Origin of the sequence: Bacteroides fragilis NCTC 9343 (genome assembly GCF_000025985.1) — a bacterium.
Classification (GTDB): Bacteria; Bacteroidota; Bacteroidia; order Bacteroidales; family Bacteroidaceae; genus Bacteroides; species Bacteroides fragilis.
Map to the genome: position 1 here is coordinate 2,568,669 of NC_003228.3, position 13,463 is coordinate 2,582,131.

Consider the following 13,463-nt stretch of genomic DNA (forward strand, 5'->3'; position numbering starts at 1 on the left):
TGCCAATATCGAAAATGATATGTGGATTTCACGTTCTCTGTGTTTTTATCATGATTTTCTATTCATTCTTAACCGTTTCCTGCTTATTTTTCTCTGAGATCAGCAGTAGTTTGTCTCCTACATGTAATTTTAGTGTGCCGTTGGGGATAAGAAATTCATCACCACGTTTGACGATCATTACTAAAGTACCTTTTGGCAAATTCATATCTTTCAGGGTGTCTGCCTCATTCAGCATTTCCATAGTAATGGTCATATCCGAAAGATCAGTATCTATCTCTTCCGGAAGTTCTACACCGAAGTCATTTCCGGTCTTTTCGAGTGGAGTGGACAAGTGTAACAAGCGTGCCACAAACGAAACACTTGTTCCTTGTACAATCAATGAAACAATCGTAATAAAAAACACGATATTGAAAATCATATTCGATCCTTCCACGTTTGCCACTACCGGATAAGTTGCGAAAATGATGGGTACAGCTCCTCGTAGCCCTACCCACGAGACAAACAGACGGGATTTTAAAGTAATCTTCCTAAATGGTAAAAGACAAAGGAATACGCTTAATGGTCGTCCGATAACGATCATGAATACTCCGATAAGCAATGCTACAACGGCAACTTCAATCATTTCGTGAGGATTGACAAGCAGTCCTAACATAAGGAACATAATGATTTGGAACAGCCAGGTCAGACCATCCATGAATGTTGCAATTTCCTTTCGGAAAGTTATTTTATGGTTACCTACCATCATGCCGGCAATGTATACAGCCAAATACCCATTACCGCGAAGCAGATCGGTGATGGCAAAAGTGAAGAATACAAAAGACAATAACAGAATGGGATAAAGTGATTGGTTATCGATATTTATTTTGTTGAGTATCAATATCGCCAGTTTTCCCAAGATATATCCGGCAGCAGCACCTACCAAGAATTGGATGATGAATGAACCGATTATGTTGCCTGTACCCATGCCATCTGATTGAATGAATTGTATCAGGACTATGGTAAGCATATAGGCCATTGGGTCGTTGCTTCCGCTCTCCAGTTCAAGCATAGGACGTAGGTTATGTTTCAGATTCATCTTTTGCGAACGGAGGATGGCGAATACTGAAGCAGAATCCGTTGACGACATGGTAGATGCAAGTAATAGGGAAGTGATCAATGGAAAGTGGATATTGGTCCAACTCATTCCCGAAAGATACCAAATGAATAATCCGGTAAAAAGTGCCGTGAGAAATACTCCCACTGTTGAAAGTACGATTCCCGGAGAAAGAATAGGACGAATTTCTTTGAATTTAGTATCCATACCTCCGGAGAACAGAATGACGCTAAGGGCAACCATACCTATAAATTGGGCTATCTTGGCATTATGAAATTGTAATCCCAATCCGTCGCTTCCGAAAAGCATACCTACAAGAAGGAATAATAATAAGGCCGGCACTCCGAAGCGATATCCGGTTTTTCCGACAACAATGCTGACAAATAGTAAAATAGAACCAATGAGTAGAATGTTTTCAGCGGTAAAAATCATAAGCAATGAGTACTAAGGGTTGTTAATTTGTTATTTTACATTTCACTGTGCGAAGTTACTTAAATTATGTAACAAATAGAAACGCTCTTTGGATGTATTTATGTTCCAAATAGCTGTAAAATAGTTTAAAAATGTTATTTTTGCAGTTTAAATAATATTATTCTATTCTATATGGATTCAAATCATCTTTCTCCTTTACGCAAAGGAGTAGTAGGAGTACAGTTCCTTTTTGTGGCTTTTGGAGCTACTGTACTTGTCCCCTTATTGGTCGGGCTCGATCCTTCTACAGCTTTGTTTACTGCCGGTATCAGCACACTTCTTTTTCATCTGGTAACAAAAGGGAAGGTCCCTATTTTTTTAGGTAGTAGTTTTGCATTTATTGCTCCTATTATTAAAGCAACCGAACTGTATGGACTTGCCGGCACACTTTCGGGAATGGTAGGCGTTGCAATGGTCTACTTTGTTATGAGTGCTTTAGTTAAATGGCAGGGTATCAGGTTGATCGAGCGCCTGTTTCCACCGGTAGTTATTGGTCCGGTAATTATATTGATAGGGCTTTCACTTGCCGGGACTGGAGTGAATATGGCAAAGGAAAACTGGACATTGGCGTTGCTTTCGTTGTTTACTGCCGTGATTGTATCTATTCGGGCGAAGGGACTATTGAAGTTAATACCTATTTTTTGTGGAATTATTATGGGATATATTGCTGCGCTGATCTTTTATGATGTTGATATGTCGGGAGTCAGAAACGCTGCGTGGTTGGGTTTTCCACAGTTTGTGTTTCCACAGTTTTCGTGGGAACCTATTTTGTTTATGATGCCGGTGGCTATTGCTCCGGTGATAGAACACATTGGGGATGTGTATGTGGTAAACACTGTGACGGGAAAAGACTATGTAAAAGATCCCGGGTTGCATCGCACACTATTAGGTGATGGCTTGGCATGTCTTTGTGCCGGTTTATTGGGAGGACCTCCTGTAACTACCTATTCGGAAGTTACAGGAGCCATGTCGCTTACTAAAGTGACGAATCCTCAAGTAATAAGAATAGCGGCGATTACGGCCATTCTGTTTTCCGTAATCGGTAAAGTCAGCGCTTTATTGAAGTCTATTCCTTCGGCTGTATTAGGAGGAATCATGTTACTCTTATTCGGTACGATCGCTTGCGCGGGAATTGCTAACCTTGTCAATAATTGTATTGACTTGAGCCGGACACGTAATATCATTATTGTCTCACTGACTCTGACTATTGGCATCGGTGGTGCCGTATTGGCATGGGGCGAATTCTCACTGTCGGGAATCGGTCTTGCCGCATTGGTAGGAGTAGGCTTGAATCTGGTACTGCCAAGAGAAGAGAGATGAATGAAAAAAGTAAGAAGAGGTGTCAGTATTCATATTCACCACAGGATTACACAAATAAATAGATTAAGTTCACTCTGTGTTACTCTGTGGTGAATTATAACGCTCCTCTTACTTACTTGTACATTATCATGCTAAAAATTTTGCAATATCTTCGTCTGCTGTACTGATACCGCCAATTCCAAAATTATCGATCAGTACCTGCTTCACGTTAGGAGATAAGAATGCAGGAAGCGTCGGCCCTAAATGAATCTTTTTCACTCCAAGTGCCAACAGAGCCAGCAGAACAATAACGGCTTTTTGTTCGTACCACGCAATGTTATATACAATCGGAAGATCATTGATGTCTTTTAGTCCGAAGACTTCCTGCAACTTCATAGCAATTATAGCCAATGAGTAACTGTCATTACACTGTCCTGCATCCAGTACACGAGGAATGCCATTAATATCCCCCAGAGGTAATTTATTATATCGGTATTTGGCGCACCCTGCTGTCAGGATTACCGTATCTGCCGGTAGCTTTTCTGCAAACTCTGTGTAGTAACTGCGACTTTTCATTCGCCCGTCACATCCGGCCATAACAAAAAATTTACGGATAGCACCGCTTTTTACTGCTTCAACCACCTTATCGGCCAGTGCGATTACTTGCGCATGAGCAAATCCACCTACAATCTTACCACTTTCTATTGCCACTGGTGGTTGGCAACGCCGTGCATGCTCAATAATAACGGAGAAATCTTTCTGCTTTCCGTCTTTTCGTTCGGGTATGTAGGTAGCACCTTCCAAGCCGGTTGCGCCTGTCGTATAGATGCGATCTTTATAAGTCGCATTCGGGCGTGGTGGAACAATGCAATTAGTAGTGAAGAGAATAGGACCGTTGAAACTTTCAAATTCCTCTTTCTGTTTCCACCAGGCATTACCGTAGTTTCCTACCAGGTGTTTATATTTCTTCAACTGAGGATAATAATGAGCCGGTAGCATTTCACTGTGTGTGTATATGTCGATACCGGTACCTTCAGTCTGTTGCAAAAGTTCTTCAATATCTTTCAAGTCATGTCCACTGACAAGGATACCCGGATTGTTTCGAACACCAATGTTTACTTCGGAGATTTCCGGATTTCCGTAATGGCTGGTATTGGCAGTATCGAGTTGGGCCATAGCCTGCACACCATGGTTACCCGTAGCGAGTGTGAGGGTTATCAGTTCGTCCACAGTAATATCTTCGCGGGTCAATTCAGCCAAAGCATATTGCATGAATGCAAATATCTCCGGATTCTCATATCCTAAATTATAGGCATGCTCCACATAAGCAGCCATTCCTTTGATACCATAGTGAACCAACTCCTTCAATGATCGAATGTCTTCGTCAGAAGTTCGCAGCACCCCCACCGTTTGGGCTTTCTCTTCAAACTCTGTTTCGTCACCATACCAAGTACATTCGTCGGGCGCATGTTCTATTGTGACTTGGTTACTTAGATCTTTCTTTAGCTCCAGTCCTTTCTTTATTTTCTTGATAATGGCGTGTTTATCAAAGTTGGCATTTGTAATGGTAGTGAACAATGCGTCAAAGATAAACTTATCTGCCCGGGCAGAAGAACGTCCATCTTTGCGTAACGCCTGATTGTAGACTGCGATTCCGCGTACTACAAAAAGCAGCAAGTCTTGCATATTGGCTACTTCGGGAGTTTTCCCGCATACTCCGCTTAAGATACAACCTGTACCTTTTGCGGTTTCCTGACACTGAAAACAGAACATACTCATAATTTTTACGTATTAATAGGTTTCTTTTCTGGATGCAAAGATAGGAGGAGGATTTGGGGTAATTCTGTAACCAATGTTACAAACAAGAGAAAAAAGATTGGAAATTTTAGAGTTTGTTTAAGAGACTGTTTTAATTTTCCTCCGGAATCATTTCAGACCGTTATTTCGATAACGAGGATGTGGCAACCGAACGTTGCTCCATAAGCGGACCTTCTGTCCGGGTGATACAGACAGGTATCAAAGATCCGGACGCTTGAGTGACTGATACAAAGAGGAGCTTTTGTACACTCTTCCTACAAAAATGCATTTCGATCTTCCATCTTCCACCTTCTATTTTGGTAGAGAAATCAAGCGCAATGGTTTGATATATAGTGTGATGTATCTATTATTCTATCTGTTTATGCCTATAAAAGCATTTTGTTTTCCTCCATGTCTTTAGCGAAAAAGGTCCGATTCTCACTCTGTTACCGTTCCATCTGTCTGATACTTAAACAGGCTTTAAATTTTGCTCAAACTTATTGTATCAGTTGCATCATATCTTCTTTTCTCAAGATATGCACTAATTTCCTGTCCGTTTTGATCAGACCGTCATCCTGCATATGAGCCAGCTCGCGTGCCAGAGAGGGACGAGATACTCCGAAATAATCAGCCAGTTCCTGTTGTGAGCGGTCAAGTTGTATCGGACTGTCTCCTTGTTGTTTCAACATCCGTAGCAGATAGGAAGCAAGTTTCTGCCGAATCGTCTTAAAGGACATAAAAAACAGTTTGTCAGCAAGTGTTCGGGCATAATTGGCAGAAAGATTCATGTAGTTCTCTAAGAATTTCTCATTCCGTCGAAATAATTTCAGTACGCTTTCTTTCGGAATTTCGAAAACTTCGGTAGCTTCGTTTGCTGTAACTTCTACCGGGTAGCGATTGTCTGCACCAAATAAGAAAAGAGGGGCAATTGCACGAGGAGCAATAATATCTTCCACTTTAATCAATCTGCCCGAGTAATCGATCATTTCTCCCCGGACACTGCCTTTCAGTAATATCATCAGCCGATTGCATACATCACCTTGCCTGGCAAGAATGTCTCCTTTACGGAACATGCGGAGGTGAGATATGATTCCGTCAAAATCACGGGAAAGCGTTTCTGGAGAGATTCCATGGAATAGGGGGTTGGTAGCGAGGTAGGTCATAATTTTAAGATTGAAATGATATTATTAATAACAGAAATCTTTTCTTATTGTTTGCCGGATATCCTTGCTATTACATTGTTAATGATGCAAGTAATTACACTATGAATCTATGTACTTATTTAAATTTCAGAATAAATTTAGTTTCTTTGCCTTGCAGCAGAGTGATGCTTCCACCTGACAGGCGCATGATCTGACGTGAAATGCTCAATCCGATACCACTACCTCCTTCTTTGGTGGTAAAAAAAGGAATGAATATATGATCTGCTATATCTGAAGGAATGGCAGGGCCATTATTTTTTATTTCAATCAATATTTCTTCAGCAGCATTACATCGTCCTTGTATTTCAATCTTTCCATCGGCCTGTGTATCGATAGCTTGTATGGCATTCTTCAATAGATTAATTACTACTTGCGAAATCAGATTTTCGTCGGCATACACAATCAGATCAGCAGGAGCAATATCTATATGGAACGTTATGTTGTCACATTTGTTTTGATGGCGTGCCAGTTCTACCATTCGGTCAATAAAAGCTTTTACATAAAATAAGGATGGTTCCGGGGTCGGGATACGGGTAAAACGGCGGTAGGATTCCACGAAGGAGAGCAGGCCTTTTCCCGTAGTACTGATTGTTTGTAAGCCCCGGCGTATTTCTTCATCCCGGGTATCGGCCAACGATAGTAGTGTTTCGCTAAGAGAGGTGATGGGAGTAACCGAATTCATGATTTCATGAGTCAATACACGTGTCAGTCGTATCCACGAATCGATTTCTTTTTCATCCAATTCACTGTTGATGTCGTTAAAAGCGAGAATGCGCAATTGTTCTTCACGAACAGTGATGCCTGATACACGAATGGATAAATTGATTGTACCCCGTTCATTGTTGAAAATAGTTTGTATTTTATCTCCCGGACGGCAGAATTCTATTTTCTTCATCAGCTGTATATCCACTTTGTTCAGTTGGCGGATATGGGTAAACACATTTAATCCGAGCAGGCGAAGCGCTTCATTATTTTTTTGATAAACCGCTCCATTTTCATTGAGAACGAGTACACCGGTGTTTACACAGTCCATTATCAGTTCGTAATACTTTTCTTGCTGTACCGTTTCCGACTTTACATTATATAATATGCGTCCGACCCGGTTGAGTGCACGGTTGACCTCTCGGGTCTCAGGCATTATCTGCTCTTCTGGGAAGTGAATGGCGCTGTCATTGTTCTCGAGGGCGTCAATCATGAAAAGAACTCGTTTGGTATGAATACGGTAAAGTGAAAGTTGCCACCAAATGCTGAATAGTAGCAAACAGAGGCTCAATCCCATCCAAATGAAGTCTCTGTCGGCATAAGACAGAGCCGCAGTTATGGCGAAACAGAGGCTTAGTCCGAGACGAAACCAATAGCGCTCTGTGAGTAACTTTAAATGGATTTTCATAAACCAAACTTTTTCATCTTATTATATAATGTTTGGCGGGTAATGCCTAATTGAGCGGCTACAGCCGAAAGGTTGCCTCCACATTTGTCGAGAGCCTTGCGAATCATGGCTTTCTCCATATCTTCAAGAGTAGAGGTCTCTGTTTCCGGGTTCTCCGTTTTCTGCACTAATTGGAACATTTCAGCGGGGATGGTTTCACCATCGCTAATAATGACTGCTTTCTCAATGGAATGTTCCAATTCGCGGATATTGCCATACCAGGCATGTGCGGTCAGTTTCTCGCAAGCGGCCGGACTCAGGCTGATAGAGGCTTTGTCATACTGTTTGCAAAAGCGGGCTATAAAACGCTCAGCTAGCGGAACAATATCTTCTTTACGTTTGCGAAGTGGAGGAATTTCTACATGAATGGTGTTGATACGGTATAATAAATCTTCACGGAATAAGCCTTTGTCTACCATCTCCTGCAAGTTTCGGTTAGTTGCGCAGATTAGGCGAATGTCTACGGGGATAGATTGGTTACTACCTACACGAACTATGCTTCTCTGCTGAATGGCTGTCAGTAGCTTAGCCTGCAAATGAAAGGGAAGGTTTCCTATTTCGTCAAGAAACAGGGAACTTCGGTCTGCTGCTTCAAACTTACCTGTACGGTCGGCATGGGCGTCAGTAAAAGAACCTTTCACATGTCCGAACAGTTCACTCTCAAACAAGGATTCGGTGATAGCACCCATATCAACGGATATCATGCTCTCGGCAGAGCGTGGTGATAAAGCATGAATCTCACGTGCGAGCATTTCCTTTCCCGTTCCGTTTTCACCTGTTATCAGTATATTCGCATTGGTCGTTGCTACTTTCTCAATCAACGTGTGGAGCTGCTGCATAGCACTGCTTTCACCCCAATACATGGCAGAAACCGGAGATGATTCCTTTTTGCGATTCTTTTTCTTTCCGTCTTTTGCTTGTGAAGCGGCATTTAAAAGAGTTTCCAACAGCTTTTGATTATCCCATGGTTTCACTACAAAATCAGATGCTCCCTCTTTTATACCCCGTACGGCAAGATCAATATCAGCATAAGCTGTGAATAGTACTACCGGAAGGTCTCTGTATTGCCGTTTGATTTCATGTAACCAAAACAGACCTTCGTTACCATTATTGATTCCGGAAGTGAAATTCATGTCCAATAAGACAACTTCCGGGTTTTCTTCTCTAAGCACTGTGGACAGACTGACAGGAGAGGATAAGGTAATGACTTTCGAAAAATGATTTTTCAATAGTAATTGTACGGCTGTCAGCACTCCTTTGTTATCGTCAACAATGATGATAGTTCCCATTTTGGTCAATAGAATATTAAATACGAATAATAATTTGTCGGCAACAAAGTTAGCAACATTTCCTTATTCTTATGAATTTCGAAAGAGTTTAAATAAGGTGTCTTTGTCTTTATGCACCTATTTTACTTCCGTATCAACTAAAGCCATTGGAATTTAAGTCCGAAGGATAAACTCAGATAATCCCGAGCCCGCAGGTAACTGTTGGTTACGCGGCTGATCAATAACAGGTCACAGGTACTCAGCTCATAAAAGAGAGTCACAGATTTTGCAAAGAACCGGCGTTCTCTATCTATATCGTATGTCAGCCGTTGTCCCAGAAAGATGTGTGTGCGTATCTTGGACGAGAATCCGTAGTATCCTTCCGGATAACGGCTAGGCTCGTGTACCCAGAATTCGTGTCCGAAAACAGTATTAAAATAGATACCACATGCCAAAGGTTCGGTTGAAAATCCTTTCCCAAGCTCCAGGCTCCAAGGCATGTAATTTTGTTTTAAGGTCATGGTCATCTTAGCCCGATGGGAGTCATGTTTGGGTATGAAGCCGAAGAACAGATCCGTTTCCCACTGATCTCTTTTTCCGTAATCCCAACCGGTTCCGAACGAGAACATTCCCATGTTACCCGCATATTGTATTTTGTTGTGTGTAGGTATAAGTGAATTCCATCCTTTACGAAAGCGGTGAATACGTTTGTCATATTTGCTGTATTTCGACTGTGTTGTCTGGATGGTATCTATCTTTTGTTTGGTATCGTTTTTGTCGGTTTGTGCAGCGACGTTTTCTGTGTAAAACAGCAGCGATAGTACTGCCATGCCAATAATGGAATTAAAATTCAACCACTTCATAATCATAACCATCAGGTTTTATCGTGAATACTAAATAACTGCGATTTTTCATACAATTGCTTCCATAATACATCACGCCATCGTCAAACACATCTGACGCACTGATCCGATGTTCGTGAGCTACAGTGCAAAATTGCAAACCGGGAAATTGGCGAACATACATTTGAAACACTTTGGCCACATTGTTATTGAACTGATCACAAAGGGGACGGGCATGCATACAGAATACGGTTTTATTAAATTCGTCGGCACGTTCTGTGAGTTGTCTTTCAATATAGTCAAAATCAGGGATCGGTTCCGAATAATCATATTCCATTGCGTTGGTATTGAGGCATACAAATTTCACACCTCCGGCTATGAACGAAAAGTTTGTATCGCCGAATATTTGCCGGAATGCATCTTCTCCGGTTCCCAAACAATCATGGTTTCCGATAAGTCCTACATAAGGAACCTTTAGTTTATTCATTATATCCCTTTGCCAAAGAAATTCATCGGTAAGTCCGAAGTCACTGAAGTCGCCTCCATGAACTACAAAGTCGATGTCGTCTCTTTTGTTGACAGCGTTTACAAAGTCAACGGTTTCGTCATACCAGCGTTGCGAGTCACCCATGGCGATAAAGCGTATAGTAGACTTTCCCAGGCATTTGGCCTCGATCTTTTGAATATTTTTCGCATTAATGTCTCTTTCTCCTTTTATGTCGACGTCATATGGATGATAATCTATCAAGTCACATCCGGAAACTAGCAGACAACAAAGAAAGATTGCGGTAATTCCTTTTATTTGTCTCATAATTTTTATTTTAGTGCATGAAAACTCGATGCAAAGATAAAGTTTTCTTTATGAAAAACAAAATGTTGCTGTCTAATTAATAGACGACTGTGTCTAATAATTAGACAATATTCTCGCACTATGAATTATGTAATCCGTTGTTATATTGTTTGTTACTTCTTTTGGCACGCTTTGTGCAATTAAGAATTTCAGGTGATCTGCATGAAAGAGACACCTTATATTTATTAAAATTCTAAAATACAAACAGGGCTGATATGAGACAATTGTACTACACTTTCCGAACTCTTCTCCGTGGAAGAGGTATAAATCTGACCAAAATAATTTCGTTAACTTTAGGGCTTTTGGTCGGCATCCTGTTATTTGCCAGGGTTGCATTTGAGTTGAGCTTTGATGGTCATTATAAAGAAGTTGATAGATTGTGTGTGATTAATGCTGTTTATTACGTTGGCGGAGAGAAAGGAGAGGCACATCAGGTCGTTCTTGCTCCGGTTCCGGGTGCCATAGCCGAAGGTTTTCCTGACGAGATCGAATCATCTACAGTTGTTCGTATCCGGTATGGTGATAACACTCTTTTTTATAATAATGTCCGTCAGTGTCCGAAAATGATTCTTTCTGATTCACTTTTCTTCAAGACAATGGGTATCGATATTATTAGCGGCGATCCACGTGAATTGGTCAATCCTGAAACCATGTTTGTTTCACGGAGTTTTGCTCGTAGAATATTTGGTGATGAAAGTCCGATAGGGAAAACGCTACTTTATAATCGCACTTTGCCCATGACGATAAAAGGAGTTTATGAAGACATTCCGGAGAACAGTTCTTTATATCACGAAGTTGTAATCTCTTTCTCTACTATTGAAAAGCATCATTGGGAATGTATGGGTTGGGAATGTGGAGATAGTTTTCAAGGATACATCCGATTGAAAAATGCCTCTGATCTGGATAAAGTCAACTCGCGTATCGATCCTATAATCGAAAAACATCTTCCTTTCAGACCTGAAGAGGGATTTGCCATACGCTATTCATTACAACCTATTCGTGGAGTTCATGCCAGCGCTCCTGTCATACAAAAGATGGTGATGATTATGTCACTGTTAGGATTGGTGATTCTTTTTATCGCTGCCATGAATTATGTGCTAATCTCTATCTCTTCACTTGCCCGACGTGCCAAAGCAATAGGCGTACATAAATGTAATGGTGCCAGTGAAAGGAATATTTTCTCGATGTTTCTCTGGGAGACGGGTATCATTATAATGATATCGCTGATACTGGTGGGTGTATTGGTTTTGAATTTCAGAGAGGATATTGAATATCTTGCTTCTGCTTCAATCGGTGCTCTTTTCACTTGGGAGACTTTATGGGTACCTATTTGTGTTATCGTGATTCTGTTTATAGTTGCCGGCATTATTCCGGGACATTTGTTTTCTTCTATTCCTGTCACCCATGTCTTCCGGAACTATACCGAAAGAAAGGGGGGATGGAAGCGTACTTTACTTTTTCTTCAGTTTACTGGAGTTACTTTTGTGCTGGGTATCTTATGTGTGGTGTTGCTTCAATATAACCGGATCACTACGAAACCGATAGGCTATAATCCGGAGGGAATCGCATTTACATATCATAATTTTGCCGATTCGGAGTCTGCATTAGACAATCTTCGCCGACTTCCTATGGTCAGCGATGTTTCAGATAGTGAATCGAGTATCATCTCGGGATATGGAGGTTTGGCTGTTACCGATGAGAATGGGATTATTTTATTTACTACACGTTTGAATGCGTGCTTATATAACTATGTTCCGTTTATGGGTATCCGTATCAAAGAAGGAAGGAATCTCAATGGTCCCGATCAGGCATTGGTAAACGAAGAGTTTGTACGACAAATGCGTTGGACTGATGGAGCTGTCGGAAAGAAATATGAAAATTTCACCATAGTGGGAGTCATGGAGAATTTCCCGGTAAACAGCTATTATGAAGAGCAAGATCCCGTGGCATTCATCGGTCAACAGCAGATTAATAATTGCTATCATGTCCGGCTCAAACAACCATACGAGGAAAATTTGCGATCACTTAATAAATCAATGGAAGAGATGTATCCTACAGAGGATATTGTTTTTAAGTCCCTGTCTTATAGCATTGAGGATCAATATCAGAATGTACGTCGTTTTCGTGATGCCGTAATGTTGGCTTTCGTCGTTATTTTGCTGATATCTCTGATGGGGTTGATTGGGTATATTTCTGACGAAATACAACGTCGTAGTAAAGAAATCGCTATACGTAAAGTCAATGGGGCGGAAGTATCTCATATTTTGAACTTGCTTTCCAAAGATATTATTTGGACTGCCTCGCCTGCGGTGTTGTTTGGAACTGCCGGTGCATACTTTGTGGGCATACAATGGCTCGGACAGTTCGCTGAACGAATCAGTTTACAGGTATATTGGTTTGTACTGATAGCTATAGTTGTATTGGCTATGATTTTTTTGAGTGCAGTGATTAAGGTTTGGCATATTGCCAACGAGAATCCGGTAAAGAGTATTAAAAGTGAATAAACAAATGAATTAAATAGAAATGATTATGATACAGATTAGTGACATTAGTAAAGTGTTCCGCACTTCAGAAGTAGAAACAGTAGCGTTGAATCATGTTAGTCTGAATGTAGAAGAAGGTGAATTTGTAGCCATTATGGGACCTTCCGGTTGTGGTAAATCTACACTTCTCAATATTTTGGGTCTTCTTGATAATCCTACAGAAGGTTCTTATAAACTTATGGGACAGGAAGTAGCTATTCTTCATGAAAAGGAACGTACCCGTGTTCGTAAGGGTAAATTAGGATTTGTGTTCCAAAGTTTTAATCTGATAGACGAACTGAATGTGTATGAGAATGTAGAGCTTCCGCTTACTTATCTGGGTATAAAAGCCTCAGAACGTCGTCAGATGGTAAATAATATACTTCATCGGATGAATATCAGTCATCGTGCCAAACATTTTCCCCAACAGCTTTCGGGTGGTCAGCAACAGCGTGTAGCTATTGCGCGGGCGGTGGTTACTAACCCGAAGCTGATCTTGGCCGACGAACCTACGGGCAATCTCGACTCTAAAAACGGTGCTGAAGTAATGAATCTGCTGACGGAACTCAACCATGAAGGAACAACTATAATTATGGTGACTCACTCACAGCATGACGCTTCATTCGCTCATCGCACAGTGCATCTTTTTGATGGAAGTATTGTCGCCAGTGTGAAAGCTTAACTTAACGG

General features: G+C 41.1%; 10 protein-coding genes. 3 read left to right on the plus strand and 7 right to left on the minus strand.

Annotated elements, in window-relative coordinates:
• Positions 1-58: 58 nt before the first annotated feature.
• The gene (locus BF9343_RS10345) at positions 59-1,525 is read right to left on the minus strand and encodes a potassium/proton antiporter (RefSeq protein WP_005787423.1); all 1,467 of its coding nucleotides are present in this window, start codon (positions 1,523-1,525) and stop codon (positions 59-61) included.
• Positions 1,526-1,696: 171 nt separating this feature from the next.
• Between BF9343_RS10345 and BF9343_RS10350 the strand changes: the two genes are divergently transcribed.
• Positions 1,697-2,884, plus strand: coding sequence for a uracil-xanthine permease family protein (locus tag BF9343_RS10350; RefSeq protein WP_010992900.1), 1,188 nt, complete (start codon positions 1,697-1,699; stop codon positions 2,882-2,884).
• 126 nt (positions 2,885-3,010) lie between these two features.
• Here the strand turns inward: BF9343_RS10350 and hcp are convergent, their stop codons facing one another.
• The 6 genes from hcp to BF9343_RS10380 form a co-directional block, all read right to left on the minus strand.
• Positions 3,011-4,642, minus strand: coding sequence for a hydroxylamine reductase (hcp, locus tag BF9343_RS10355; protein WP_024264291.1), 1,632 nt, complete (start codon positions 4,640-4,642; stop codon positions 3,011-3,013).
• Between the two features lie 515 nt (positions 4,643-5,157).
• Positions 5,158-5,823 (minus strand): Crp/Fnr family transcriptional regulator, encoded by a 666-nt coding sequence (locus tag BF9343_RS10360; RefSeq protein WP_010992902.1) that lies wholly within the window; start codon positions 5,821-5,823, stop codon positions 5,158-5,160.
• A gap of 115 nt (positions 5,824-5,938) precedes the next feature.
• Positions 5,939-7,252: a sensor histidine kinase gene (locus BF9343_RS10365; RefSeq protein WP_010992903.1), complete on the minus strand. Its 1,314-nt coding sequence runs from the start codon at positions 7,250-7,252 to the stop codon at positions 5,939-5,941.
• On the minus strand, positions 7,249-8,580 hold the full coding sequence (locus BF9343_RS10370) for a sigma-54-dependent transcriptional regulator (protein WP_077687766.1): 1,332 nt from the start codon (positions 8,578-8,580) through the stop codon (positions 7,249-7,251). The genes BF9343_RS10365 and BF9343_RS10370 overlap by 4 nt, the downstream gene beginning before the upstream one ends.
• A gap of 137 nt (positions 8,581-8,717) precedes the next feature.
• A complete protein-coding gene (locus tag BF9343_RS10375; RefSeq protein ID WP_005787437.1) occupies positions 8,718-9,428 on the minus strand; it encodes a hypothetical protein in 711 nt (236 codons plus the stop codon).
• Positions 9,403-10,212 carry a metallophosphoesterase family protein gene (locus BF9343_RS10380; protein WP_005817720.1) on the minus strand — a complete coding sequence of 270 codons (810 nt, stop codon included), beginning with the start codon at positions 10,210-10,212 and terminating at the stop codon, positions 9,403-9,405. Before BF9343_RS10380 ends, BF9343_RS10375 begins: the two co-directional genes overlap by 26 nt.
• Before the next feature lie 254 nt (positions 10,213-10,466).
• Between BF9343_RS10380 and BF9343_RS10385 the strand changes: the two genes are divergently transcribed.
• Both BF9343_RS10385 and BF9343_RS10390 read left to right on the plus strand, forming a co-directional pair.
• Positions 10,467-12,755 carry an ABC transporter permease gene (locus tag BF9343_RS10385; protein WP_010992906.1) on the plus strand — a complete coding sequence of 763 codons (2,289 nt, stop codon included), beginning with the start codon at positions 10,467-10,469 and terminating at the stop codon, positions 12,753-12,755.
• Between the two features lie 25 nt (positions 12,756-12,780).
• Positions 12,781-13,455, plus strand: a complete 675-nt coding sequence (locus BF9343_RS10390) for an ABC transporter ATP-binding protein (protein ID WP_008660099.1) — start codon at positions 12,781-12,783, stop codon at positions 13,453-13,455.
• The last annotated feature ends 8 nt before the right edge of the window (positions 13,456-13,463 follow it).